The following is a 26,072-nucleotide window of genomic DNA, read 5'->3' on the forward strand; positions in this document are numbered from 1 at the left end:
TCGCAGCGTGGTGCGCAACGCGTATTCGGGCAGGTTCGACGGATCGAGCGAGATCTTCTGCGTCTGCAGGGTCGTGATCGGCGCCATCGTTTCATGAAAGCCGACGATCGCCATCGCGAGTATGCCGATGATCAGCGGAAACGCGACCGCATCCCAGCGGTTGGGGAGCACGCGCCACGCGGACGCGTTGGCGATGCGATTCGGATCGAAGAAACGGATATCCATCGGTAGCGTCTGGGTCGAATTGAAAATCGATGGGATCGGCCGCGTGCCGCGCGGCCGGGTATGGCATCGGCCGGCGCGGCTCAGAACAGCGTGTAAATCGCCCGGTGCAGTGCCGCCGACAGCGCGATGAAGCGCAGCACGATCGGCAGGACCGAACGTTCCTTGACCGGACCGGGATCCGCGCTCGGGTGAGCATCGACATGAACGATGCCGCAGGCAACGCTCGGAAAGAACGATGCGAGGCCGACGGTGCGCGTGCTTCGACCGCCCGCACCACGGGTTTCCGTTGCCGCGAGATTCGCCATGAGTGGCTCCGGAAAGATGATTCGGTGTCGCAGGCTATCGAGCGAACATGACGCAAACGTGACGTGTCACTTACAGGACATTGACAGGTCATCCGTCAGCGATCCGTCGTCGCTCCGCAAGCCTCGAACGGCCGCGTCGGGCCTCGCAAGGAAGCGGGAATAAATCCGTCTCCGCATCGGTATGGCATGCGAAGGCGCCGGCTAATTCCAGGACGATCCGGCCGTCCGGTTCCGTCATACGAATGCGAGGCAAACATGTCTTCATCGACTCCCACCCGCCCGTCGCGCCGCAAGGCCCTGCAATGCATGGCGTTCGGCGGCCTCGGCACGCTGTTTACGCTGTCGGGCGGCATCCTCACACCGTTCGATCTCGCGCTCGCGCAAAGCGGCGCCCCACTCCCCGCGAATGCGGGCCGGCCGCTGTTTGTGCAGATCAGCGACACGCACATCGGCTTCAACAAGGACGCGAATCCCGACGTCGCGGCCACGCTGGGGCAGACCATCGATCTGGTCAACGGGATGCCTGCCGCGCCCGCGCTCGCGATCCATACCGGCGACATCACGCACCTGTCCAAGGCGGAAGAATTCGACCGCGCGTCGCAACTGCTGTCCGGGCTGCGCGTGCCCGAGCTGCACACGGTGCCCGGCGAACACGACGTGACCGACGGCTCGGGCGCCGAATACTTCAGCCGGTTCGGCAAGGCGTCCGACAACCGCGGCTACTACAGCTTCGATCACGCGGGCGTGCACTTCGTCGCACTCGTCAACGTGATGCACTTCAAGCCGAACGGGCTCGGCAGCTTCGGCGACGAACAGCTCGCGTGGCTCGCGCAGGATCTGAAAGGGCGATCGTCGAGCACGCCGATCGTCGTGTTCTCGCACATGCCGATGTGGACCATCTACGAGCCGTGGGGCTGGGGCACCGGCGACGCGCCGCAGACGATGGCGCTGCTGCGCCGCTTCGGCTCGGTCACCGTGCTGAACGGGCACATCCACCAGATCGTGTCGAAGGTCGAGGGCAACGTGACGTTCCACACCGCGCGCTCCACCGCGTTCCCGCAGCCGACCGCCGGCAACGGCCCGGGCCCGGTGCCGCTCACGGTGCCGCACGACCGGCTGCCCGCGATGCTCGGCGTGACGACCGTCGACTTCGCCGGCCATCCCGTCGCTGCGTCGCTGCACGACACGACGCTGGCCTGATCCGGATACGCAAGGAGACCGACATGACCTTTCTCAAGCCCTCGACGCTGGCGGCCGCGCTCATCCTGAGCGCGGCCGCCGCCGGTACGCCGCTCGCCGCATGCGCGCAGACCCCGGCCGGCCCGCTCGTGACGATCCGCAATTTCATGTTTTCGCCGATGTCGACCACGATCAAGGCCGGCACGACGGTCACGTGGAAAAACCTCGACGCGGAACCGCATACCGTCGTCAACGACGCGGGCATCTTCCATTCGAAAGCGCTCGACCAGGACGAAACCTACTCGTTCCGTTTCGACAAGCCGGGGGTCTACAAGGTGTTCTGCGGGATTCATCCGTACATGAAGGAGACCATCACCGTGGAATGACGCGGCGCGCTGCAAGGCACCGCGGACGCTGCCCGACGATCGCCTACACTGGTTCCATCCGGCCGGCCCCCGCCGGCCGTCACCGACCACGAGGCAAGCGATGACGGCAAGTCAACTCGCACATCCGAAACTGCCGGGCCAGGTCGTGCTCGTGCTCCAGGGCGGCGGCGCGCTGGGTGCATACCAGCTCGGCGTATTCGAGGCGATGGATGCGGCGGGCATTCAGCCCGACTGGGTCATCGGCACGTCGATCGGCGCGATCAACGCGGCGCTGATCGCCGGCAACGCGCCCGGACACCGCGCGCAACGGATGGCCGAATTCTGGCGACACGTCACCGAACGGCCCGCCATGAACGTGCCGGGCTTTCCGACGAGCTGGGACAAGATCGGCTCGGAACTCGCGGTCATCGGCGCGGGCCTTCCGGGATTCTTCCGGCCGAATCCCGCCGCCTGGTTCGGGCCGCTGGCGCGGGTCGGCGTCGAGCGCGCGTCGTACTACGTGGTCGAGCCGCTGCGCGACACGCTTGCGTCGCTCGTCGATCTCGACCTGCTGAACGCAGGCCGGCCGCGACTGACCGTCGGCGCGGTCAACGCGTGCACGGGCACGATGCGCTATTTCGATTCGCGCGACCGGCCGCTCGGCATCGACCATGTGATGAGCTCGGGCGCACTGCCGCCCGCGTTCCCGGCCGTGCGGGTCGACGGCACGCCCTACTGGGACGGCGGCATCTATTCGAATACGCCGGTCGAGGTCGTGCTGGACGACGCGCCGCGCCGCAGCTCGATCATCTTCTCGGTGCAGATGTGGAATCCGGTCGGGCCGGAGCCGCAGAGCATCTGGCAGGTGTCGGAGCGGCAGAAGGACATCCAGTACGCGAGCCGCACGGACAGCAACATCGCGCGGCAGCAGCAGATTCACCGGCTGCGCCACGTGATCCGCGAACTGGTCATGCGGCTGCCGGAGGCGGAGCGCACGTCGGCCGATGTGAAGGCACTTGCTGCCTGGGGCTGCCAGACCACGATGCACGTGATCAAGCTCGCGGCCCCGCGGCTCGACGGTGACGATCAGTGGAAGGACATCGATTTCACACCCGCCGGCATCGCGGCCCGCCGGCAGGCCGGGTTCGACGCGACGATGCAGGCGATCGCCGCGCGGCCCTGGGACGTGCCGATGGACCCGACGGAAGGGCTCAGCGTCTGGAGTCCGGAAGAAAACCGGATCGGCGAGCGGCACAACTGATGGCGCGGGCGGCGCGCCCCCTTCCGCTTACAGTGCGCGCACGATCCCGCCGTCGACGCGAATGTTCTGCCCGGTGATGTAGCCGGCTCCTTCCGACAGCAGGAACGTCACGGTCTGCGCGATCTCCTGCGTCCTGCCGAAGCGACCGGCCGGAATGCGGGCGACGATCTCGGGCGTCTCCGGCCAGCTGTCGATGAAGCCGGGCAGCACCGAATTGATGCGGATGTTGTCCTTCGCATACCGATCCGCATACAGGCGCGTGACGGAGCTCAGCGCCGCGCGCAGCGCGGACGACACCGGCATCGCCTGCTCGGGCGCGTCGGCCGCGAAGCTCGAAATGTTGACCACCGCGCCGCCGCCCTGCTTCAGGAAGACGGGCGTCACCCGGCGCAGCACGCGAACGACGTTGAGCACGATCAGGTCGAGCCCTGCGTGCCACTGGTCGTCCTCGATGGCGAGCAGGTCGCCCTTCGGCGGATGCCCGGTGTTGTTGACGACCGCGTCGATGCGGCCGTACTTCGCGAGCGTCCCGTTCACGAAACGCTCGATGTCGGCGTCTTCGGTGACGGACCCCGCCATGCCGAAACCGCCGAGTTCCCCGGCAAGCTCGACCGCGCTGCCGGACGGCGACATCAGCGCGACGCGATAGCCGTTGCTCGCAAGATCCCGCGCGATCGCGGCGCCCATGCCCTTGCCCGCCGCCGTCACCAATGCCACTTTCTCTACAGTCATGCCGTTCTCCCGGATAGGTCGGCTCAATGCCGCGATCGTCGTCCTGAAGCGTTACTCTAGGACTCTATAATCGCCGTGTCGAACGATGATTTCTCCACCCACACTGTAGATTTTCTACTGCATGAAGGCTTTATCGCGTACCCGTCGATTCCCGCCGCTCAATGCGCTTCGCGCGTTCGAGGCCGCCGCGCGCCACCTCAATTTCCGGCTGGCCGCCGACGAACTCGGCGTGACCCAGGGCGCGGTGGCTCAGCAGGTCAGGCATCTGGAGGACGTCGTGGAGATTCGGCTGTTCCGGCGGCTGCCCAGGGGGCTGGCGCTGACGCGCGAAGGGCTCGAGTATTTTTCGTCGGTCCAGCGCGCGCTGCAGATCATCGCCGATGCCACGGACGCCCTCGGCCAGCGCCCCATGGTCCTGGCGGTCAGCACGACGCCGTCGTTCGCGTCGAAGTGGCTGATCCCGCGCCTGTCGGACTTCGGCCGCCTGCACCCCGACATCGAGGTTCGCGTCATCGCCGACGAGCGCATTGCGTCGTTCCGCGCCGACGGCGTCGACATCGCGATCCGGCTCGGCAAGCCCCCGTTCCCGGCCGGCATGGTCGCGGAATTGCTGTTTCCGCTCGACAACTTCGCCGTCGCCAGCCCGAAACTGCTCGACAGCGGGCCGCCGATCCTTGCACCCGCAGACTTGTCGAAGCATGCGTTGTTGCACGACGCGCACGACCTGTGGCCGGAGTTCATCGAGAAGCTCGGCGGAAAGGGGCAGATCGATCCGACGAAGGGGCCACGGTTCAGCCAGTCGCTGCTCGCCATCGACGCCGCCGTCGCGGGTCAAGGCATCGCGCTGACCAGCGAGCCGCTCGTCGAACGCGATATCGCGGAAGGCCGGCTGCGCCGCGTGTTCGATTTTTCGTTTCCGATGTCGCTTGGGTTTTACGTCGTCTTTCCGCAAGCCAATGCCCATTCGGAAGCGCTCGAGGCCATGCGCCGCTGGCTGTTCACGCAATACGGGGGCGCGTGATTCGCTGATGCTCCGACCGATCAACAACCCCACTCGCATCAGTGCCTTCGCACATATCGCAATTTTCCGATATATGATTCGCCCATCGACGATACCCGTTTGCACCGGTTTTCCGGCCGAACGCCCCGAACACCACACCTTTCCATGCCGACCGAACTCGACATCGACGCGATCCTGAAAGCGCTTTCGAACCCCGTGCGCCGGGAAATCCTCGTCTGGCTGAAAACGCCGGGTGCGCATTTCCCAGAGCAGACGCTGCCGTACGACCACGGCGTATGTGCCGGGCAGATCGACGCGCGCTGCGGGCTGTCGCAGTCGACCGTCTCCGCGCACCTTGCGACGCTGCAGCGCGCGGGGCTCGTGACGTCGACGCGGATCGGCCAGTGGGCGTTCTTCCAACGCAACGAGGCCGTCATCGACGCATTTCTCGACGCCCTGCGCCGCGAACTCTGACCCAGGCCACGCGGGCCGCACGCCGCGCACGACGCGGCGATAAACCCGCCTTTCTGAAAAGGTTGTCTGCCATGCCCACCCTGTTCGATCCCGTTACCCTCGGCGACCTGACCCTGCCGAACCGCGTCGTGATGGCGCCCCTCACCCGTGCCCGCGCAGGCAGCACACGCGTGCCCAACGACCTGATGGCCCGCTATTACGCCGAGCGCGCGTCGGCCGGCCTGATCATCAGCGAAGCGACTTCGGTCACGCCGCAGGGCGTCGGCTACGCGGACACGCCGGGCATCTGGTCCGACGAGCAGGTGGAAGGCTGGAAGCGCGTGACGCAGGCCGTGCACGCGGCCGGCGGCCGCATCGTCCTGCAACTCTGGCACGTCGGCCGGATCTCGGATCCGGTGTTCTTGAACGGCGACCTGCCGGTCGCGCCGAGTGCGATCGCCGCGGGCGGTCACGTGAGCCTCGTGCGGCCTCCGCGCCCGTTCGTGACGCCGCGCGCGCTCGAACTCGATGAAATTCCGCGCATCGTCGCCGCATACCGCAAGGGCGCCGAAAACGCGAAGAAGGCCGGCTTCGACGGCGTCGAGATCCACGGCGCGAACGGCTACCTGCTCGACCAGTTCCTGCAGGACAGCACCAACCTCCGCATCGACGCGTACGGCGGCCCGATCGAGAACCGCGCGCGCCTGCTGCTCGAAGTGGTCGACGCGGCGATCGACGTGTGGGGTGCGGGCCGTGTCGGCGTGCATCTCGCGCCGCGCGGCGACGCACACACGATGGGCGATTCCGACCCGGCCGCGACGTTCGGTTACGTCGCGCGCGAACTCGGCCGCCGCAAGATCGCGTTCATCTTCACGCGTGAGGCGTATTCGGGCGACCAGCTGAGCCCGCGTCTGAAGGAGGCGTTCGGCGGCCCGCTGATCGCGAACGAGCAGTTCACGCTCGAATCGGCGCAGGAAACGCTCGCGAGTGGCCATGCCGACGCGATCGCGTGGGGCAAGCTGTTCATCGCGAACCCGGACCTGCCGCGCCGCCTCGAACTCGGCGCACCGCTGAACAAGCCGGTGCCGGAGACGTTCTACGCCGAAGGCGAAACGGGTTACACCGACTACCCGGCGCTCAGCGACGCGGCCTGACGGCCGGCGATGCGTTCATGCGCGCACGTGTGCGTGCATGAACACGCGCTGCGTTTCGTCGAGCCCGCGTGCGACGTGATGCGCGCGAATCGCGCGCAACGTGTCGTCAAGCGATGCATCGTCGATGATGGCGAAGCCGAGGCGAGCGTAGTACGGCGCATTCCACGGCGCGTCGCGGAACGTCGACAGCACGACCTGTTCAATGCCGTCTTGCGCGGCGCGCGTCATGATCCTTTCGATCAGGCGCGCGCCGATCCGCTGCCCCGCGTGCGACGGCGCGACGTCCAGCTCCTCGAGATAAAACCGCCGCGCATCGAGCAGCCGGTATAACGCAAAGCCGACGCACGTCCCGGCTTCGTCCGTCGCGACATACGCGCGACCGTCGTCGATGCGCATCCGCACGTCGGCCGCATCGGTCGGCTCGCCGTCGGCGATGTCGGGCATGCCGATGTCGCGAAAGCGCTCGGCGGCGGCCACTTCCACGGCGGCCATCGCGGCCGCGTCTTCCCGCGTGGCGGGACGAATCCGGATCGATACTGTCATCACGACGAGGTAGGCAGGCGGGAACGGCCGTCACTATAATCGAAAGTTCATACGTTTCGAACGCCCTGCCCACGAGGTTCGTCATGACGCTGTCCGCGCTCGCCGTGTTCGCCATCGCCCTGCTCGTCACCGCCGGCACGCCCGGCCCGAGCGTCGCCGCGCTCGTCGCGCGCGTGCTGACGAACGGCGTGCGAGACGTGCTGCCGTTCCTCGCCGCGATGTGGATCGGCGAGGCGCTGTGGCTCACGCTCGCGGTTGCCGGGCTGTCCGCGTTCGCGCGCACGTTCGAGACGGGCCTGCTCGTGCTGAAGCTGCTCGGCGTCGCGTACCTGCTGTTTCTCGCGTGGAAGATGTGGACCGCGCCGACCGACACGAAGGCCGGCGACCTGCCCCGCGGCCAGTCGCCGTGGCGCATGTTCGTCGCGGGCACGCTGGTCACGCTCGGCAATCCGAAGATCATGCTCTTCTATCTCGCACTGTTGCCGACGATCGTCGACCTGACGCACGTCGGTGTCCTCGCGTGGGCCGAGCTCGTCGGCACGATGCTCGCGGTCCTGATCCTGGCCGACTGCTTCTGGTCGCTGCTCGCGTCGCGTGCGCGTGCGTTCCTCACGTCCGCACGCGCGAAGCGGATCGCGAACCGCACGAGCGCGACGGCGATGGCCGGTGCGGCGGTGGCGATCGCGACGCGCTGAACGGCGCGGTCGCACGCGCGTCCGCACGACGTCTCGTCGTTGCGAAACGGGGCGGACCGCCACGCCCGCCCGTCAGCGCACGACGGCGCGTTACGGTGTCCCGGCGCTGCAGCAATACGCGAGCAGGAACGTCGCGGTGCCCGCGTCGCCCTGCACGATCGCGCGCATGTCGCCGTTCAGCTTCGCCATCGCCGCCGTCACGTAATCCGGCGCGGGCAGCTTCGCCGTATTGAAGTCGTGTACCGCAACCGCCACCGGCTTGTTGTCCTTCGTCTTCGGCGAAGCCAGCGCCCGGTCTTCCGCGGCGAATCGCTGATCGCGCGTGGCGACTGCACCGACCTGCCCCGCGCAATAGCCGTGCGTTCCCGACATGATGTGAATCGTGTGACCGTCACCGCTCAATCCTGACGCGATGGTATTCAATGCCGCTGCGACGTCCCTGACGTTGCACGGGCCGTGAAAGCCCCAGATCTGCACCGCGTTCGGGGTGCCCTGCATGATGTTGACGAGCGTTGCCATGACCTCTCTCCTTGCGTTCCTGCGTCGTGGACAGTGCGCGGCGAAGCAGGCGCTGCTTTCCACGACGACGTTCATGGGCCGGCGCGATGCCGGGCACACGTGCCCGTTGCCTCCCGCCGAGTTGAGAAACATCCGGATATCCGCGGCGGACTCGATCGAATCGCGCCCGCCACGGACGGTTCAACCTTATCCATCGGCCTCGTTTCGCAACATGGCCCGCTCGTCACACATTCGGCAACGTGCCGATCTTCACGGGCAGCGGGAATCGCGGGCCAGCCTGCGCGCGCCACCCGGTTCGGGCACGCGATCGTTGCATTCAACCAGTGCCCGCACCAATGCCCAGTCATCGTCGTCGCAGAAATCGAGCAGCATCGCGCCATACGAACCACGTTGCGCGCGCAACCGCTCCGCCAGCCGCACCTGAATCCCCTGCACCCTGCCGTCGCCGCGCGCGACCACCGACGGATTCGCGCCCATCCCCGTACCGCTGCAGAAATTGATCGCCCAGCGGCCGCTTTCCGGCGACGGCATGCCGGTCAGCAGCGCATCGATCACGCGCCACTTGTAGTTGATCGATCCGGCAACGGGCACGCGGTATTCGTCCTGGATCACGAACGCCGCATCGGGATGATCGATCGTGAAGGTCGCGTTGTCGGGCCACGCGGTCAGGTCGACGCCCAGCGGCCGGCTGCTGCGGAACCGCCGCAGCAACACCACCGCGCCGCGCACGTCGCCGAGCGCCGGCAGCGCGCCGCCCGCGTGCCAGCGCAACCTCGGGTGCCGTGCACGATGTGCATCGAACGTCGCATCGAAACTGCGTGTGCACGCCTGCGCGGGCCATTCGTCCTTCACCGACATCACGATGCATTCGCGCGGATGCGTATCGAGAAAACGCGCACAGTCCGCGAGCACGTCGTCGAACGACATGCCGAGCGCGATCCCGCCGTGATGGATGTCGAACGCATCGCAGCGGTGCCGGCAGCGGATGTCGAGCAGCCGCACGCCGTGCGCGAGCTGCGCGGCGAGCGGCGCGCGTTGCGTGCGCACGAGCGGATCGTCGACCGTATACGCACAGGTGTCATGGCTGCCCGGTAGGGTCAGCGTATGCAGCGGCCACGCGTCGTCGAGCGCCGACATCCAGTCGGCCAGCGGCATGGAAGCTTCGTATCGCGAAGGGATCATGAATCGATGAATGTCAAGGAAAGGAAAGCGTGGGTAACCGCGTCGGATGTCGCCGTGCGGGCCGGCGTGTCTCGCTCCGCGGTATCGCGCGCGTTCTCGCCGACGGCGAGCATCGCACCCGAAACGCGCGAACGCGTGATGGTGGCCGCGCGTGCGCTCGGCTACCAGGTCAACCTGATCGCACGCGACATGATCACGCAGCGCAGCAGCATGATCGGTGTCGTGACGGCCGGGTTCGAGAATCCGTTCCGCGCGCGGCTGCTGTCGGACCTGATGGCCGCGCTCGGTCAGCGCGCGTTCACGCCGCTCGTCACCAACGCGGATGATCCGCACCAGGTCCGGCAATCGCTCGAACGGCTGCTCAGCTACCGGATCGCGGGCCTCGTAATGACGTCCGCGTCGCCGCCGCTGTCGGTCGCGCGGCAGTATCTCGATCACCGGATTCCCGTCGTGATGATCAATCGCGAAGCGAACCTGCCGGGCGCGGACGTCGTCATCAGCGACAACGCGGCGGGGGCCGCCCATGCCGCGCAACGGCTCGTGCGGGCCGGCGCGCGCCGGCTCGCGTTCGTCGGGCCGCGCACCGCGAGCTACAGCGCACGCACACGTGCGGATGCGTTCGGGCAGGCGCTGCAACGCGGCGACGCGTTCGATGCGGCGCTCGTCCACGTGATCGATACGCACTCCGATACGCATGCATGCGGCATCGACGCCGCGCGGCAACTGTTCGCATCCGGCGAGCGCCCGGACGGCGTGTTCTGCTCGTCCGACCTGCTCGCGCTCGGCGTGATCGACGCCGCCCGCGACGCATTCGGCCTGCGCGTGCCCGACGAGCTGCGCGTGATCGGCTTCGACGACATTCCCGCCGCCGAATACGGCGCGTATCGGCTCACGACGCTGCGCCAGGACACGCAAGGCCTCGCGCACGCGGCCGTCGATCTGCTCGCCGACCGGATCCAGACGTTCGACGGCGCATCGCGCACGCGCGTCGTGCCGGTTACGCACGTGGTCCGGCACAGCTGCGCGTAACGTGTCGCGTCACTTCAGCCCGCCCGCGAAGCCGCGCAGCAGGTAGCGTTGCACGTAGCCGGCCACGGCAAGCGTCGGCAGCGACGCCAGCAGCCCCGCGCTCATCAGGTCGCCCCAGTCGATGCCGTTCTCCGTCACGTAGCCGGCGATTGCGAGCGGCAGCGTGAAGCGGCTCGGCGTCGACACGAACAGCAGCGCGATCAGGAACTCGTTCCAGGCAGCGATGAACACGAAGATCGCGGTCGCGATCAACCCCGGCGCGCACAGCGGCAGCACGATCTGCACGAGCCGCCGCGCGAGCCCCGCACCGTCGATGCATGCGGCCTCCTCGTATTCGACCGGCACGTCGCGCACGAACGCGAGCAGCATCCAGATCGCCATCGGCAACGCGTAGATCTGGTAAGCGAGCATCAGCCCGAGCGTCGAATCGAGCAGATGCAGCCGCTTCGCGAGCGCGAACAGCGGCACCGCGATCGTGATCGGCGGCATCAGCTTCAGAGCCAGCACGAGCATCAGGAACAGCAAATCAAGCCGGGCCGGAAACCGCAGCCGCACGAGCGCATACGCGGCCGGAAACGCGAGCGTCAGCGCGAGCAGCGTCGTGCCGAACCCGACCAGCAGCGAATTGGCGAGCGGCGCGCCGATGCCGTTCGACCAGACCGACGCGAAATGCTCGAGCGTCGGCGCGGCCGGCACGATCCGCAGCGGATGATCGAGGCGCTCGAGCGTCGGCATGAACGCCGCGCCGGCCATCCACAGGCACGGCAGCAGCAACAGCGCGAGCGCGGCGGCGCGCAGAATCCATGGCGCCGCTCGACCGAATGCGCCCCCCGTTCGCGCGTGCGCGATGCCCGCGAATCGCGCCGTCATGCGCGCCGCTTGCGAACCGTCTGCCATACGTACCCCGAAACAAGCAGCGCAGACGCCGCGAGCATCAGCACCGACGCGGCGCTCGCCGGTCCGACGTTGAAGAAGCGGAAGCCCGTGTCGTAGATGTAGGTCGACAGCGTCTGCGTCGCGTTGCCGGGGCCGCCGCCCGTCAGCGCATAGACCTTGTCGAACAACTTGAACGTGTCGATCGAGCGCAGCAGCAGCGCGAGGCCGATCTGCGGCGCCGCGAGCGGCAGCGTGACGTCGCGGAGGCACTGCCACTCGCTCGCGCCGTCGGTGCGCGCGGCTTCGTACAGCTCCTGCGGGATCGATTGCAGCCCGGCCAGCACGATCAGGAACGCCATCGGCGTCCACTGCCACACGTCGACGAGCGCGAGCGACCACAGCGCGAGATGCGGATCGGACAGCCAGCGCACGCCTTCGATGCCAAACACGGTGAGCAGCGCGTTGAGGAAGCCGTCGAAGTTGAGCCAGTTGCGCCAGATCGCCGAGCACACGAGCGTGGACAGCATCATCGGCAGGATCGCGAGCGGCAGCGCGATGCGCCGCCCCGGAAACGCGCGCACGAACAGCAGCGCGAGACCGAAGCCGAGCGCGACTTCGACGAGCGATGCCGCGATCGTGAAGCGCAGCGTGTTGCCGAAGCCGGCCGCGAACGCGTCGTCGCCGAGCACCGCGCGATAGTTCGCGAGCCCCGCGAATGCGCGGCGGCCCGCCGTGTAGTCGACCTGGCAGAACGAGTCGATCAGCACCTGCGCGACCGGGTACAGCGCGAGCGCGGCCAGCACCAGGAGCGCGGGTCCGAGCAGCGCGACGAACGGCAGGCTGCGGCCGAGGGCTTTCATGCGCGGATTCCGGCTGAAGCGTGGCGACAAGCCGTCACTTGCCGGCCGCGGCCATCGCCTGCGCGATCTTCTGCTGCGCCTGACGCAGCGCGGCGTCGGGTGCGGCCTGCCCTGTCAGTGCGAGCTGCAGCTGGTCGCCGAGAATGCTCTCGACCTGCTGCCAGTCCTTCACGCGCGGCCGCGCACGGCCGGCCTCGAGCGCCTTCAGCTGATCGGGATACCAGCGGTACTGGCGCACCAGCGCCGGATCGGCGAACACGCTGCGGCGCGTCGGCGGAATGCCGATCCCGGCGAGGCGCGCTTGCGTATCGCGCGAACTCAGATAAACCAGGAAGTCCTGCGCGAGCTTCGCGTGCGGGGCGTCCTTCGGAATGCCCATCTGCCAGATGCCGAGCATCGGCGCCGGGCCGGCCGTCTGCCCGGGCGGCGGCTGCAGCGCGATCTGCCCGACCACGCGCGACTGCTTCGGATCGTCGAGCGCCGGAATCCACGCCGGCCACACCTCGATCGACTGCGCGGCCGTGCCGCGCTGAAGCGCATCGCGCACTTCGGCGGCGCCGTACACGTCGACGTCCTTCGGCGCGGAGGCCTTCAGCGCGAGGAACGTCTTCAGCGCGGCCTGCGACTCACGCGAATCGATCGTCACGTTGCCGGCGCGGTCGAACACGTCGCCGCCATAGGCCCACAGGATCGGCAGGAAGCCCGTCACGACCGGGTTGCCCTTGGTGCCGCGGAACACGACGCCCGACACGCTCTTGTCCGCGCCGCCGACGGTTTGCGCGATCTTCAGCACGTCGTCCCAGTTGCGCGGCGGCTGCAGCTTGTATTTCGCGAGCAGATCCTTCCGGTACGCGAACATCTCGACGTTGCCGACAATCGGCAGCGCGTACAGCGCGCCCGCCGCGTTGCGGCCGAGCGCGACCGCCGACGGCACGAGATCGGCGTCCGCGAGCGACACCGGCAGCGGCTTCAGCCAGCCGTTGCCGATGAATTCGGGCGCCCACGTGTCGTCCATCATCACGAGGTCGTACGTGCCGGCGCCTTCGCGCATCGACAGCTTCAGCTTCTGGTACAGGTTCGCGTTCGGCAGCTTGAGCAGCTCGATGTCGGTGCCCGGATGCAGCTTGGTGAAGCCGGCGACGGCGTCGGCCAGCCCCTTGCCGTAGATGTCGTCGCGGCCCGCGATGACGAGATCCGCCGCGAAGGCGTGCGAGGCGGCAAGGGACAGCGCAACGGCGGCGGACAGCGCGCGCAGGCGGCTCAGCAAGGTCATGTGGTCTCTCTCGATCGGCGTGGTGGCGGGTCGGCCTCGCGTTGCACACGTGTGCAACGCGGGCGACGCTTCGGGCGTCCTGAAGCGAACGCCATTGTTCACGTCGATCGTTAAGAATTTGTGGCAGACGGCGGAACCGGCCGGCCATCGCAGCCGGCCGCCCCGCCCGCTTCGCCACGTGCGCGCCGTCAGAAGTTCACGCGAATCCCGGCCATCACCGCGAGTTGCCGGCTCGAATTGCTGTTCGCGAGCACCGGAATCTGAGCGTAGTTCACCGCATTGCCGTTCGCGTCGGTGCCGAGCCCCGTGCCGCTCGCGAGCTGGCCGATCGCGACCGCATACAGCGCGGTGCGCTTCGACAGGCTGTAGTTCGTGCCGACGTTGACCTGATGGAAGCGCGTCGTACCGCGCCCGTCGGTGTGCGCGGCATTGAAGATGTACGCGACGCCGCCCTGCAGCGCGGGCGTGAACATGTACGTGACGTTCAGCTCGCCGATGTCGAATGTGAACGCCTGCGTGCGCGGCTGCGCGCCCGTCGAGAAATAGCGGCTGTCGCCGAGGCGCGTGTGCGTGTAGGTCAGCGCGACCGTCGCCGCGCCGAGCGTCACCGAGCCGCCGGCGCCGAACGCGCGCATCGAGCCGGCGTCCTGGAGCAGGCAGTACATCGCGCCCGGATTGCTGCACGCGAAGTCGCCGATATAGCCGTTCGCGCCGCCGAGCGCCGCGTCGAGCGGCTGGTGCAGGTCGAGATAGCCGACCGAAAACGCGACCGGCGCAAGCGTGTAGGTCGCGGCGACCGCATAGCCGCGCTTCGCGGAAAAATCGCCGGCCTGCCCGCCGAAGCTGAACGTGCCGCCGAACGTCAAGCCGTTGAAGTCCGCGCTGGTGAACTTCACCGCGTTGTTGAAGTTGAACGCGGCATTCAGGTTGTCGACGTCGCCGAGATGCGAGCCATACGGCGTCGCCCAGTTGTTGCTCGACACGTACGCGCCGAGCATGTCCGTGTACGAGTCGTATTGGCGGCCGAGGCCGAGCGTGCCGATCGAATCCTGGCGCAGCCCGACCCACGCTTGCCGGCTGAACGCGGTGCCGCCCTGCAGCGCCTGCCCGTTCGCGGACAGGAACTGCTGCTCGAGCGAAAACACCGCGGTGAGTCCGCCGCCGAGCGGCTCGGCGCCCTGGAATCCGAAGCGGGACGGCACGAGGTTGCCGCCGCCCATCTGCCATGCGTGGCCGCCGCCCGTGCTGCCGTCGGCGCGCGTGAACTGCTGGTTCGTCGAATAGATGATGCCGGTGTCCACGGTACCGTACAGCGTCACGCTGCCCGAGGTTTGCGCATGTGCGTGCATGCAACCCAGCGCGACCGCGCTCGCGGCCAGTCTTCGTCCGATCTTCATGTCCCGCCCCTCTGATGTCATCGATTCGCAGTGCAGATCGATGGTGTTGTCGATATGGGTGACAGGACTCTATCCAGCGAAAATTCGGGCCCCCTATCCCAAATCAGCAAACGATGAAGCGAACGGGCGACATGCGACCATGCCCGGCGGCGCAGTCGCGATGCGCGGACGTCATTCGGGACGCAAGGTTTGCGACGGCAGCTCGCCGAACAGGTCGCGATACTCGCGTGCGAAATAGCCGAGATGCGTGAAGCCCCAGCTCGCGGCGGCCTCGCCGACGCCGAGTTGCTGCGCCGAGGTCGTGCGCAGCAGGCGCCGCACCGCATTCAGCCGGATCGTGCGCAGATAGCCGACGGGCGTGACGTCGGCGACGCGCTGGAAGCTCGTCTGCAGCGTGCGGCGGCTGCAGCGAAGCGCGCGGCACAGTTCGAGCACGGTGACGGGTTCCTCGGGCCGGTCGCGCAGGTGTTTCTCGCAACGGCTGACGATATCGCTGTAGGTCGCGTGCGTGATGTCGCGGCGCTCGACGCCGATGCCCTGGTCGAGCGCATCGAGGAACATGCCGAGCATCGCGTCGCGGAACATCTTGCGGGTGGCCGCGTATTCCAGGCAGCCGGGGTTGCGCTGCGCGTCGTCGATCAGCGACGACAGCCGCGCGCCGAGCGCGACGCCTTGCGCGTCCGACAGCCGCGTGACGTGCCGCAGCTTGCGCGCGCCGGCCGCACCGAACTCGGCTTCGCACAGCTCGTCGATCATGTCCGACGCGGCGCTGATCCCGACGAGCCCCATCCCTTCCGGCGTATGGAATTCGAAATCCTCGCCGGCGCGCAGCGCGAGCAGCGCATAGCCGTCGACCGGCTGGCCCTGGAACGTGCCGGCGAGCGGCATCGACAGCGGCACCGCGAGCGACGTGCGCCCGGCCGGAGCGAGGCCGGTTTGCGCGACACGCCGGTTGGTCGTCTCGCGGAAGAAATGGAACTCGTCGTACAGCACCTGCGTGACGGTGCCCCTGAACCGGCCCGGCGTCATCTGGCGGTAGACCTGATGCCAACCCGCGATCGCGAGCCCGTGGTCATGCACGTCTTCGTGTGAGCGTGACTGGAACAGCATCGGCATCTCCGGTGAAACCCTGAATCCACGTTGCGCCGCACGGCGCGCAACGGCACAGCTTACCCCCGCAAAATTCCGCGCAGTGCAGTTTCGAACGCAAGGCAAGCCGCCGACAGTGCGGTGGCCTGCTCGCCGGTCAGGCGGACATAACGCCGAAACGACGGCATCCGGTTCACGATCTCGCTGCCGCCGAACGGCACGACGGCGAGCGTCCAGCGCCCGTCGCGGGCGGCGATCGTGCAGTCGGTCAGGTGCAGCGGGCGCAGCGCGTCGGCTAATGACGAATCGGCGACCAGCGCGGCCACCGCCCGCACGAATCCGGGGCCACATCCCGCTGCGGGCTCGGCTGCGACACCGGTGCGCCGCAGCCACCCGGTCTGCAGCACGCGGGCATGGCCCTGCCCGGCCGGGCCGTCCGCGCTGATCGACACCTGCACGCTGACCGTATGCATCAGGAACTGACGGTCGACGCGTTCGTCGATGGCCACGTGCACGCCATTCGGCAGCCGGGCCAGAGGTTCGGCAGCGCCGCTGCTCGCATCGCGCGCCGCACCGAGGTCGGCCAGCACGCGCGCGGCGATCGCGCCGGGCCGGTGGCCGGGCGGCGGTGTGTCGGGCGCCGCGCGCCACCGGGCGAATGCGAGCCTCACGACGCGACGTGCTCGTTGCGCAGCACTTCCTCGACCGGCACCGGTTTGAACGGATGCCGGCGCTGCACGACGAGCGTCCAGAACAGCGCGTACAGCGCGGTGAGCCCGAGCATCGCGCCGAACGGCACGTAGATGTCGCGCGCGTTCATGCCGGGCGGCGTGATGTACCAGATCGCGAGGACGATACCGACGCTCGACACGATCTGCGGCAGCGGGAACAACGGCGAACGATACGGACGCGGCAGATCCGGGCGGCGAATGCGCAGCATCACGACCGACGCGGTGACGAGCAGATACGCGGTGCCCCACGCGCAGGTCGCGGCGAGCACGAGGTGCAGGATGCTGTCGAGGTTGCCGTTGATCAGCCACGCATGAAAGATCGGCACGATCGCCGACGCGACGATGCCGACCACCGGCGTCTTGAAGCGCGGATGCAGATACGCGAAGCAGCGCGGCAGCGCGCCGTCGATCGCCATCCCGTACAGGATGCGCGGCAGCCCGGCCATCAGCGTGTTGATCGTCGCGGCGCCCGCGCACAGGAACGCGATGCCGAACCACACGCGGCCGAAGGGCCCGAGCACCTGCAGCGCGAACGCGGGAATCGCGCCCGGCGTGTCGAGCAGATGCGTGAGGCCGTCCGGACTCACCGGCACGTTCGCGACCTGGCGGCGGATCGCCGCGCCGTACAGGAACATGCAGATCGCGACGCCGACGAGACCGAGCGCCATCGCGCGCGGAATCGTGCGGCCTGGCGCCTTCATTTCCGGCGCGAGCGGCGTGACGAACTCGCAGCCGACGAACATGAACATCGCCATCCCGACCAGCGACAGCACCGCCGGCACCGACGTGCCGACTTCCGAGCCGCCGAACCAGCCGTCGAGATGCACGGCCGGCGCGGCGGCGAGGCCGAGGATGCCGAAGATCATCAGCGACAGCCACATGCCGGCCGTCAGCACGATCTCGAGCTTGCTGAACACCTTGATGCCGATGATGTTGGTGATCGCAAACGTGACGACGAGGCCGACGCCGACGAGCCACGAGCTGTTGTGCTTCTCGAACGCGGCATTCAACGACTCGAAGTTCACGAGCGCCATGATGCCGCTCAGGATCGTCTCCGCCGTGCCGGCGAACACGTGTACGAGGAAATACGCGGATATCGTGCCGGTGATCGCCCAGAAGCGGCCGAGCCCGCACGACAGGTAATCGTAAACCGAGCCCGCCGTCGGCAGCATTGCGGCGGCTTCGGAGAACGTCGTCGCCTGCGCCTGCATCATCACGAACGCGATGATCATCGCGACCGCGAACGCCCAGCCGCCCATTCCGAAGCCCGACGTCGCGGTGAGAATCACCGGGCTCGCCATGATGAGGCCGACGGCGCTCGCCAGCGCGGTCGGGAAACCGACCGCGCCCGCCTTCAGCACCGTGCCGCCGCCCGCTTCAGCCGACGCGCCGGCGGGCGTATCGCCCGCGGCGCCGGTCACTCCAGGCCATCCCGACATCTTCGTCTCCTTCCCTTTTTGGGCCGGCACCGGCGCTGCGGCGCCTGCTCCGTTCCGTGCTTCGCGGTCGGCCCGGGGCGGCGCTTCAGCGCGTCGCCACCGGGCCCCTGTCGATCCAATCCGGATCCGATGTCGAAAAAATACGCAGGCAAAATAATCCGGTCATAGCGCAAATCGGCAAACCGGCGGTGGCGCACGGGTTATCCCGCCCTCCACCGCCGGTTCGGCGTCATGCGCTCATGCCGTCACGGCCTCACGCGAACGGCACGGCCTCGAAGCCCGCCGCGAGCGCGTCGACGATCCGGTCGAGCTGCTCGCGCTGGATCACGAGCGGCGGTGACAGGATGATCTTCGTGCCGACCGGGCGCACCAGCACGCCGTGCGCGCGCGCCACTTCCGCGACCGCGTTCGCATAGCCGGACAGCGGGTCGATCGGCTCGCGGGTCTGCTTGTTCGCGACGAGGTCGAGCGCGAGCATCAGCCCCTTGCCGCGCACCTCGCCGACCGCCGCGAAGCGTTCGGGGAACGACTGCAGCGCTTCGAGCAGATACGCGCCCTGCTTCGCCGCGTTCGCCGGCAGGTCCTCCTTCACGACGATGTCGAGGCTCGCGATCGCGGCCGCGCACGCGACCGGATGCCCGGCATACGTGTAGCCGTGCATGATCGCGCCGCCGAAATCCGCGTTCGCGGCGAACGCATCCTCGATCCGCGCGTTCACGGCCGTCGCGCCGAGCGGCACGTAGCCGGACGAGATTCCCTTCGCGAGACACATGATGTCCGGGCGCACGCCCCAGCCGCGGCTGCCGAACATGCTGCCGCTGCGGCCGAAGCCCGTCACGACTTCGTCGGCGATCAGCAGCACGCCGTAGCGGTCGCACACCTCGCGCACGAGCGGCCAGTAGTTGGCCGGCGGCACGATCACGCCGCCCGCGCCCTGCACCGGCTCCGCGATGAACGCGGCGACCGTGTCGGGGCTCTGGAACTGGATCTCGCGCTCGAGCATTTCCGCGCAGATGCGGCCGAGTTCCTCCGGATCCTGCGTGAACGGATTGCGGTACAGCCACGGCGTCTCGACGTGGAAGCAGCCGGGCAGGTTCGGTTCGTAGTTGCGGCGGAACACCGTGTTGCCGTTCACCGACGCGCCGCCGAAGTGCGTGCCGTGATAGCCCTGCTTCAGCGAGATGAACTTGGTACGGTCGGCCTGGCCGCGCACCTTCCAGTACTGGCGCGCGATCTTCAGCGCGGTCTCGATCGAGTCGGAGCCGCCCGAGCTGTACAGCACGCGGCGCATCCCTTCCGGCTCCAGCATGTCGATCAGCTTCTTCGACAGTTCTTCCGCGCGCGGATGCGAGATGCCGTCGAACAGCTGGAAGTATTCGAGCTCGTCGAGCTGGCGCACGATCGCGTCCTTCACTTCCTGGCGGTTGTGCCCGACGTTCACGTTCCACAGGCCCGCGACGCCGTCGACCAGCTGCTTGCCGGTTTCGTCGAACACGTAGCAGCCGTCGCCGCGCACGATGCGGATCGGCTTGCGCTGTTTCATTTCGTTCGGGTGCAGCATCGGGTGCCAGAACTTCGCTTCGTTGTAGCTCATTGCAGTCTCCACTTTCGGATCGTTTGAACTTCGACCGCCCGCGGCCGAGGTTCGAGGTTGTCGGGGTGGTCGGAACGGGCGCCGCGCGTCAATGCGCGATGCACACGGATTTGGTTTCGGTGAAGCCTTCGATCGCGTACTGGCCGAACTCGCGGCCGATGCCCGACTGCTTGTAGCCGCCGAACGGCATCGACGGGTCGAGCGGAATGTGACAGTTCACCCACACGGTGCCGGCCTCGATCTGCGGCACGAGGTTCATCACGCGCTTCAGGTCGTTGCTCCAGATGCTCGCCGCGAGGCCGTACGGCGACGCGTTCGCGAGACGCACGGCCTCGGCCGCATCGTCGAACGGCACGACGACGATCACCGGACCGAACACCTCGTCGCGCACGATCGCGCTGTCGGGATGCGGATCGGCGATCACGGCCGGCTTCACGTAGTAGCCGGGCAGGTCGTCCGCCGGCGCGCCGCCCGCGAGGAACGTGAGGCCCGCGCGGCGCGCGCCGTCGATGTGCCGGACGACCGTGTCGCGATGGTGCGCGGAGACGAGCGGGTTGATCTGCGCGGTGGTGTCGAGGCCCGCGCCGAGCTTCATCGACTGCGCGACGCCCGCGAGGCCGTCCGCGAGCTGCGCGAACTTGCTGCGGTGCACGTAGATGCGCGACGCGGCCGCGCACACCTGCCCCTGGTTGAAGAACGCACCGGCGGCGACGCCGTCGAGCGCCTGCGCGACGTCGACGTCGTCGAGCATCACGATCGGGTTCTTGCCGCCGAGTTCGAGCGAGAAGCGCGTCATGTTCTGCACGGCCGCCGCGCCGACCAGCTTGCCGGTCGCGGTCGAACCCGTGAACGAGATCTTCGCGATCGACGGGTGGCTCGCCAGCGCGGCGCCGCACGTGCGTCCGCCGGTGACGACGTTGAACACGCCGGGCGGCACGCCGGCGTCGAGGGCGAGTTCGGCGAGGCGCAGCGCGGTGAGCGGCGTTTCCGGCGACGGCTTCAACACGATCGTGCAGCCGGCCGCGAGCGCCGGAATCAGCTTCCACACGGCGATCATCAGCGGAAAATTCCACGGCACGATCGCGGCGACCACGCCGACCGGCTCCTTGCGCGTATAGGCCGTATAGCGCGCGCCGGGCGGAAACGGGATCGACACGTCGAGCGTCTGGCCGGTGATCTTGGTCGCCCAGCCGGCCATGTAGCGCACGTATTCGACGCTCGCGCCGACCTCGATCGCGCGCGACACGTGGATCGACTTGCCCTGGTTCAGCGTTTCGAGCTGCGCGAGCGTTTCGGCGTCGGCCTCGATCAGGTCGGCGAGCTTCAGCAGGATGCGCTCGCGGTCGGCCGGGCGCAGCCCGCTCCACACGCGCGTGTCGAATGCGTGTTTCGCGCTGGCGACGGCGCGGTCGACGTCGTGCGCGCCGGCATCCGCGACCGTCGCGAGGCGCTCGCCCGTCGACGGGTCGTACACGTCGACCCGCGCGGCCGCGTGCGCTGGCTGCATGGCGCCGTCGATGAAAAGGCCGAAATCGCGTGCGACGAAGGTGCGCACGGTGTCGCTGACCGCGACGAAGTTCGTGGTGCTCATGGGCGTCTCGATGATTGTCATGGCTGGGCCGCGTGCGCGCCGGCATGCGGGTGTCGAACCACTGTAGCGACGAGGGATCGCGCCCGGTGAGCGCAAATTGGCAAGCGCGCGGGGATCGAAACGCGGGTGAGTCGGGAACCTGGCAAGCGCCGCGCTATCGTCGGATGAATCGCGCGGTGCATGGGGTGAGGAAAGAACTACAGGAACAATGTGCCGACCAGCTCGGTGCGGTTCGACACGCCGAGCTTGCGGTACATCCGCATCAGATGCGTCTTGACGGTCGGTTGGCCGAGCGCGAGATCGCGCGCGATCTCCTTGTTCGAGCGGCCGTCGCGTACGAGGCGGGCGATCTGCTCCTCCCGGTGGGTCAGCCGCTCCTCGCAATCGATCCGGTGAATCCCGCGCCGCGCGCGCAGCAACGGGGCCAGCGCGGCTTCGGCGATCGGCTGCAATCGTGCCAGCGCATCGACCTCGCCGGGCGCGAATCGCCCCGCCGTGCTGTTGCCCGCGCCACCTTTCCCGAAGCGCAGCAGCGAAAACGCGCCGACCGTCCGGCCCGCGTCGTCGCGCAGCCAGATCTCGACGACGTCGGCAACATCGTGCCGTTGCAGGAAACGAGTCCAGTATGCGGACGCATCGCGTCTCTCGTCAGGCAATTGGGAAGCCAGCGTCACGACCGCGTGAACGCCCGCCGAGCAGCGCGACGGATGTAGCGGATCGAGCATCCGGTAGCGCGCGATGTAGGCGCGATGCATCGACTCGGGCATGCCGAACAGCTCGAAATCGGCCGGCTCGCCGCTCAGGTCGAGCCGGTAGAACACGATCGCGGACGGGCTCGCGAACGCGTCGAACGCATCGACGCACGCGCGCAGCGCGCGCTGCCAGTCGGCGGCTTCGTGGTCGGCGGCAACGGGTGAAGTCGGCATGATGGGAGCGGCCGGCGGCCGAACGCGTCGAAGTTCGGGCCAGCCTACCGGCACCGAAATGGGCCGGTGAGCACAAATCGGCAATTCGTCTGCTGGTGCTGACGGGCGGACGCACCAGCCGTGTCGCGACAACCGAATCTACGTCAGGAAATCATGCGCCGCGAACCGTGCGGTCGACGATGGCCGTCGAGGGTGGCGCGAGACATCGGACGCGCCGGCTGAGTCTCGACGACGGAATCTGCATCGGGAAGGCATGCGCCGCGAGCCGCGGGACCGGGAATGGACGTCGAAGACGGCGCGGAACATCGCGCGCGCCGATCGAGCGCGATCGACGAAGTTTCCGGAGCGGCCGCGCGTGCGGCCTCGAAACGAAGGCGCGGCGACATGCGCGCCCCGCCCTGTCGGTCAATATCAGTGCGCGTTCGCGGCGAACGTGTCGCAGGCGCTCACTTCGCCCGACTCCATCCCGCGCCGCAGCCAGTACACGCGCTGCTCGCTGGTGCCGTGCGTGAAGCTCTCCGGCACGACGTAGCCCTGGCCTTGCTGCTGCAACCGATCGTCGCCGATCGCGGCGGCCGCCTTCAGCCCCTGCTCGAAATCGCCGGGCTCCATCAGCCGCTGGTTCGCGCGCTGCGCGTTGTTCGCCCACACGCCGGCGAAGCAGTCGGCCTGCAGTTCCATCCGGACCGACAGCGCGTTCGAGCGCGCTTCGCTCGAACGGCGGCGCGCGGCATCGACCTTGTCGGAAATGCCGAGCAGGTTCTGCACGTGATGGCCGACTTCGTGCGCGATCACGTAGGCCTGCGCGAAATCGCCGCCCGCGCCGAACCGCTTGCGCAGTTCGTCGTAGAAGCCGAGATCGATGTACACGTTGCGATCGCCCGGGCAGTAGAACGGGCCCATCGCGGTCTGGCCGGTGCCGCACGCGGTCGGCGTCGAGTTCGTGAACATCACGAGCTTCGGCGCTTGGTACTGCGCATGCAACTGGGTGTTGAACACGCCCGTCCACGTGCGCTCGATATTGCCGAGCACCTTGCGCGTGAACACCGCGCCGGGATCGTTCGCCGGCGCGCCCTGGTGCTGCGCAGGCGCGGGCTGCGCCTGCTGCTGCCGGCCCTGCAGCGCCGACGCGCCTTCGAGCACGACGCGCGGGTCGATCCCGAAAAAATACGATGCGGCCAGCGCGACCACGATCGTGCCGATGCCGATCGTCGCGCGCCCGCCGCCGAACCCGCCGCCGCGTCGATCCTCGACGTTCACGCTTTCTCTTTCGTCGTCCAGCCTCATTGCCGGCCCCTCCCTGTTCTTGTCGATGGTCCGGCCGCGCGATGCGCGACCGGGCGATCGGCCGCCGCGTCCCGCGCCATCGGCCGGCCGTCGCGCCCTGCATTGATGCGCGGGCGCGCCCGCGCCATTTTGCCGTGCTTTTGCGACGCATCGCAAAAATACGGAGGATAGAGCGATTCGGCGCCGAACATCGTCAGCCTTTGCAAAATGACCGCGATCTGGCCGGTCGGCCCGATACGCGTTCATCCTTTCGGCGGATACCGGCGTGCGTCGGCGCCGCCTAAAGTGACTGGAAACGACACCTTCCGGAGAACGACATGGCGCACCCGCAACCTCGTACGATCGCGATCACCGGCGCAGGCACCGGCATCGGCGCCGCGTGCGCGCGCCGCTTCGCCGCGCGAGGCGATCGCGTCGCGCTGATCGGGCGGCGCCTTGTGCCGCTCGACGCGCTCGCTGCCGAGACGGGCGGCCTCGCGCTCGCCGGCGACGCCGCGAGCACGGCCGACTGGGCCCGTTTCCTGTCCGAGATCGCCGCACGGTTCGGCCCCGTCGATGCGCTCGTCGCATGCGCCGGTGGCCACGGTCTCGGCCGCGCCGACGAAACCGACGACACGCAATGGCGCGACGCGATGCATGCGAACCTCGACACCGCGTTCGTCAGCGCACGCGCGTGCTTGCCCGACCTGATCGCGCGGCGCGGCAGCATCGTGCTGGTCGCGTCGATCGCCGCGCTGGCGGCTGGGCCCGGCGTATGCGGCTATACGGTCGGCAAGCATGCGTTGCTCGGGCTCGCGCGTTCGCTCGCACGCGACTACGGGCCGCACGGCGTGCGCGCGAACGCGGTGTGCCCGGGCTGGGTTCGCACGCCGATGGCCGATGCGGAAATGGAGCCGCTGATGTCCGCTCACGGCGACACGCTCGACGGCGCCTACGCGCGCGTCAGTGCCGACGTGCCGCTGCGGCGCGCGGCCGAACCGGACGAGATCGCGGCCGTGTGCGCGTTCCTGGCGTCGCCCGACGCGTCGTTCATGACCGGCGCGACGCTCATCGCCGACGGCGGTGCGATGGTCGTCGATGTGCCGACGCTCGCGTTCGACAAGCTGTGATGCCGGGAGACACGAAGCCCACGTGAAACAGCGTTGCGGGCGGCCGCGCGCCGTCGCGCGCATGCGTTCCGGCACTCGAGCGGCCGCCCCGGCACGCACCGCGCGTTTCCCGCCCCGGAAATCCGCTAACATCGACCGATCCCGCCGCCCCGCGCGCGGCATGGCCTCACCGCTCGGAATTCGATGAACATCCGGTTTCTTGAAACCTTCGTCTGGCTCGCCAAGCTGGAGAACTTCCGGCTCACGGCCGAGAAACTGCACACGACGCAGGCGGCCGTGTCGAGCCGCATCGCGTCGCTCGAAGAGGCGTTCGACGTGCGTCTGTTCGACCGCAACGCGCGCTCAGCCACGCTCACGCCCGCGGGGCGGCGCATGCTCGCGTACGCGGAGCGGATCGTGCGGCTCGACAGCGAGATGCGGCGCGACATCGACGCCGCGAGCGACGCGGGCCTGATCCGGATCGGGGTGATCGAATCGATCGTGCACAGCTGGTTTCCGGCGTTGATGGCGCAATTGCGCGAGCGCTATCCGCGCCTCGACGTCGAAATCACGAGCGATACGACACTGCATCTGGCTCGCCTGCTGAGCACCGATGGCGTCGACCTGATCCTGCAGACCGACCCGGTGCCGGGCCCCGACTTCACGAACCTGCCGCTGTGCGAATTCCCGGTGCGCTGGGCGGCCAGCCCGCGCCTCGGGCTCGGCGGCGAACGGCTCGACGTCGCGCGACTTGCCGCGTATCCGATCATCAGCTTCTCGCGTCACTCGGGGCCGCACGCAACGATCGAACGGCTGTTCGCGGCAGTCGAACGGCCGGCCAGCATCAACTGCATTACATCGGTCGCCGCGATGATCCGGCTCGTCGCCGACGGCTTCGGCGTGGCTGCGCTGCCGCCCGCGATCATCGGGCGCGAACTGCAGGAAGGCGCGCTCGAACTGCTCGACGTCGAACCCGAATTCCCCGCGCTGCCGCTCGTCGCATCGTATCGCACACAGGGCCTGCCGGTCGCCGCGCGCATCGCCGAACTGGCGAGCGAAGTCGCACGCGCGATGCCGGCCGCGTCGAGTCATGCGAAGACGGGCGTATCGGCAAAGGACGAGGCTGTCGGCAAAACCTCCGTCCGCCCCGCGAAAATAACCAAAACCCCAGCGGTCAAACGCACGCCGAAATCCGCACCGCCCGCCACGCCGGCGAAACACCGTCCGCGCCGCTCATAAGAAAATCTGTTCACCGCGAATTTGTTTTCTTGTTGGACGG

Annotated in this window: 26 protein-coding genes and 1 pseudogene; 10 read left to right on the forward strand and 17 right to left on the reverse strand. The window is 68.2% G+C overall.

Annotation, left to right across the window (positions count from 1 at the left end):
- Both ACV22W_RS31180 and ACV22W_RS31185 read right to left on the reverse strand, forming a co-directional pair.
- A pseudogene (locus ACV22W_RS31180) lies at positions 1-225 on the reverse strand (sulfonate ABC transporter permease); the annotation flags it as partial.
- A gap of 80 nt (positions 226-305) precedes the next feature.
- Positions 306-530, reverse strand: coding sequence for a phosphate transporter (locus tag ACV22W_RS31185; RefSeq protein WP_448023245.1), 225 nt, complete (start codon positions 528-530; stop codon positions 306-308).
- A 255-nt stretch (positions 531-785) separates the two neighbouring features.
- Between ACV22W_RS31185 and ACV22W_RS31190 the strand changes: the two genes are divergently transcribed.
- The 3 genes from ACV22W_RS31190 (at position 786) to ACV22W_RS31200 (ending at position 3,335) form a co-directional block, all read left to right on the forward strand.
- On the forward strand, positions 786-1,730 hold the full coding sequence (locus ACV22W_RS31190; RefSeq protein WP_448023246.1) for a metallophosphoesterase family protein: 945 nt from the start codon (positions 786-788) through the stop codon (positions 1,728-1,730).
- Between the two features lie 23 nt (positions 1,731-1,753).
- Positions 1,754-2,095, forward strand: a complete 342-nt coding sequence (locus ACV22W_RS31195; RefSeq protein WP_448023247.1) for a cupredoxin domain-containing protein — start codon at positions 1,754-1,756, stop codon at positions 2,093-2,095.
- Between the two features lie 100 nt (positions 2,096-2,195).
- Positions 2,196-3,335, forward strand: a complete 1,140-nt coding sequence (locus ACV22W_RS31200) for a patatin-like phospholipase family protein (RefSeq protein WP_448023248.1) — start codon at positions 2,196-2,198, stop codon at positions 3,333-3,335.
- 27 nt (positions 3,336-3,362) lie between these two features.
- Here the strand turns inward: ACV22W_RS31200 and ACV22W_RS31205 are convergent, their stop codons facing one another.
- Complete coding sequence (locus ACV22W_RS31205; RefSeq protein ID WP_448023250.1) at positions 3,363-4,067, reverse strand: SDR family oxidoreductase; 705 nt, start codon at positions 4,065-4,067, stop codon at positions 3,363-3,365.
- A 121-nt stretch (positions 4,068-4,188) separates the two neighbouring features.
- Here ACV22W_RS31205 and gcvA point away from each other — a divergent pair, with 121 nt between their 5' ends.
- The 3 genes from gcvA (at position 4,189) to ACV22W_RS31220 (ending at position 6,674) form a co-directional block, all read left to right on the forward strand.
- Positions 4,189-5,088 carry a transcriptional regulator GcvA gene (gene gcvA / locus ACV22W_RS31210; protein WP_448023251.1) on the forward strand — a complete coding sequence of 300 codons (900 nt, stop codon included), beginning with the start codon at positions 4,189-4,191 and terminating at the stop codon, positions 5,086-5,088.
- A gap of 144 nt (positions 5,089-5,232) precedes the next feature.
- A complete protein-coding gene (locus tag ACV22W_RS31215; RefSeq protein ID WP_044846683.1) occupies positions 5,233-5,541 on the forward strand; it encodes an ArsR/SmtB family transcription factor in 309 nt (102 codons plus the stop codon).
- Between the two features lie 71 nt (positions 5,542-5,612).
- The gene (locus ACV22W_RS31220) at positions 5,613-6,674 is read left to right on the forward strand and encodes an alkene reductase (protein ID WP_448023253.1); all 1,062 of its coding nucleotides are present in this window, start codon (positions 5,613-5,615) and stop codon (positions 6,672-6,674) included.
- A 15-nt stretch (positions 6,675-6,689) separates the two neighbouring features.
- On the opposite strand, the gene ACV22W_RS31225 is transcribed toward ACV22W_RS31220, so the two are convergent.
- Positions 6,690-7,217 (reverse strand): GNAT family N-acetyltransferase, encoded by a 528-nt coding sequence (locus ACV22W_RS31225; protein WP_448023254.1) that lies wholly within the window; start codon positions 7,215-7,217, stop codon positions 6,690-6,692.
- An 83-nt stretch (positions 7,218-7,300) separates the two neighbouring features.
- Between ACV22W_RS31225 and ACV22W_RS31230 the strand changes: the two genes are divergently transcribed.
- Positions 7,301-7,912, forward strand: coding sequence for a LysE family translocator (locus ACV22W_RS31230; RefSeq protein WP_059699007.1), 612 nt, complete (start codon positions 7,301-7,303; stop codon positions 7,910-7,912).
- A 90-nt stretch (positions 7,913-8,002) separates the two neighbouring features.
- Here ACV22W_RS31230 and ACV22W_RS31235 read toward each other — a convergent pair whose 3' ends face one another.
- Together ACV22W_RS31235 and ACV22W_RS31240 are read right to left on the reverse strand one after the other, a co-directional pair.
- Positions 8,003-8,431, reverse strand: coding sequence for a hypothetical protein (locus tag ACV22W_RS31235; RefSeq protein WP_448023256.1), 429 nt, complete (start codon positions 8,429-8,431; stop codon positions 8,003-8,005).
- A gap of 249 nt (positions 8,432-8,680) precedes the next feature.
- Complete coding sequence (locus ACV22W_RS31240; RefSeq protein WP_448023258.1) at positions 8,681-9,613, reverse strand: phosphatidylinositol-specific phospholipase C; 933 nt, start codon at positions 9,611-9,613, stop codon at positions 8,681-8,683.
- Positions 9,614-9,619: 6 nt separating this feature from the next.
- Between ACV22W_RS31240 and ACV22W_RS31245 the strand changes: the two genes are divergently transcribed.
- A complete protein-coding gene (locus ACV22W_RS31245; protein ID WP_448023259.1) occupies positions 9,620-10,642 on the forward strand; it encodes a LacI family DNA-binding transcriptional regulator in 1,023 nt (340 codons plus the stop codon).
- Positions 10,643-10,651: 9 nt separating this feature from the next.
- On the opposite strand, the gene ACV22W_RS31250 is transcribed toward ACV22W_RS31245, so the two are convergent.
- From ACV22W_RS31250 to ypfJ, 11 genes are all read right to left on the reverse strand, one after another.
- Entirely contained in the window at positions 10,652-11,512 is an 861-nt protein-coding gene (locus tag ACV22W_RS31250) for a carbohydrate ABC transporter permease (RefSeq protein ID WP_448023261.1), read from the reverse strand.
- The gene (locus ACV22W_RS31255) at positions 11,509-12,378 is read right to left on the reverse strand and encodes a carbohydrate ABC transporter permease (RefSeq protein WP_448023263.1); all 870 of its coding nucleotides are present in this window, start codon (positions 12,376-12,378) and stop codon (positions 11,509-11,511) included. Before ACV22W_RS31255 ends, ACV22W_RS31250 begins: the two co-directional genes overlap by 4 nt.
- Before the next feature lie 34 nt (positions 12,379-12,412).
- A complete protein-coding gene (locus tag ACV22W_RS31260; RefSeq protein ID WP_448023265.1) occupies positions 12,413-13,651 on the reverse strand; it encodes an ABC transporter substrate-binding protein in 1,239 nt (412 codons plus the stop codon).
- A gap of 188 nt (positions 13,652-13,839) precedes the next feature.
- Positions 13,840-15,048 carry a porin gene (locus ACV22W_RS31265; RefSeq protein ID WP_448023267.1) on the reverse strand — a complete coding sequence of 403 codons (1,209 nt, stop codon included), beginning with the start codon at positions 15,046-15,048 and terminating at the stop codon, positions 13,840-13,842.
- A gap of 171 nt (positions 15,049-15,219) precedes the next feature.
- Positions 15,220-16,158, reverse strand: a complete 939-nt coding sequence (locus tag ACV22W_RS31270) for a helix-turn-helix domain-containing protein (RefSeq protein ID WP_059819686.1) — start codon at positions 16,156-16,158, stop codon at positions 15,220-15,222.
- Positions 16,159-16,217: 59 nt separating this feature from the next.
- Positions 16,218-16,808, reverse strand: coding sequence for a DUF3156 family protein (locus ACV22W_RS31275; RefSeq protein WP_448023269.1), 591 nt, complete (start codon positions 16,806-16,808; stop codon positions 16,218-16,220).
- A complete protein-coding gene (locus ACV22W_RS31280) occupies positions 16,805-18,307 on the reverse strand; it encodes an APC family permease (RefSeq protein ID WP_448023271.1) in 1,503 nt (500 codons plus the stop codon). Before ACV22W_RS31280 ends, ACV22W_RS31275 begins: the two co-directional genes overlap by 4 nt.
- A gap of 253 nt (positions 18,308-18,560) precedes the next feature.
- Positions 18,561-19,901 (reverse strand): aminotransferase class III-fold pyridoxal phosphate-dependent enzyme, encoded by a 1,341-nt coding sequence (locus ACV22W_RS31285; protein WP_448023272.1) that lies wholly within the window; start codon positions 19,899-19,901, stop codon positions 18,561-18,563.
- 88 nt (positions 19,902-19,989) lie between these two features.
- Positions 19,990-21,492: an aldehyde dehydrogenase family protein gene (locus ACV22W_RS31290; RefSeq protein ID WP_448023273.1), complete on the reverse strand. Its 1,503-nt coding sequence runs from the start codon at positions 21,490-21,492 to the stop codon at positions 19,990-19,992.
- Between the two features lie 197 nt (positions 21,493-21,689).
- Complete coding sequence (locus ACV22W_RS31295; RefSeq protein WP_448023275.1) at positions 21,690-22,418, reverse strand: helix-turn-helix transcriptional regulator; 729 nt, start codon at positions 22,416-22,418, stop codon at positions 21,690-21,692.
- Positions 22,419-22,829: 411 nt separating this feature from the next.
- Complete coding sequence (gene ypfJ, locus ACV22W_RS31300; RefSeq protein ID WP_448023277.1) at positions 22,830-23,705, reverse strand: KPN_02809 family neutral zinc metallopeptidase; 876 nt, start codon at positions 23,703-23,705, stop codon at positions 22,830-22,832.
- Between the two features lie 317 nt (positions 23,706-24,022).
- Between ypfJ and ACV22W_RS31305 the strand changes: the two genes are divergently transcribed.
- Together ACV22W_RS31305 and ACV22W_RS31310 are read left to right on the forward strand one after the other, a co-directional pair.
- Positions 24,023-24,814, forward strand: a complete 792-nt coding sequence (locus ACV22W_RS31305) for an SDR family NAD(P)-dependent oxidoreductase (RefSeq protein WP_448023279.1) — start codon at positions 24,023-24,025, stop codon at positions 24,812-24,814.
- Between the two features lie 183 nt (positions 24,815-24,997).
- Positions 24,998-26,032 (forward strand): LysR family transcriptional regulator, encoded by a 1,035-nt coding sequence (locus ACV22W_RS31310; RefSeq protein WP_448023281.1) that lies wholly within the window; start codon positions 24,998-25,000, stop codon positions 26,030-26,032.
- Positions 26,033-26,072 lie beyond the last annotated feature (40 nt).

It is taken from the genome of Burkholderia sp. AW49-1, from assembly GCF_053427845.1.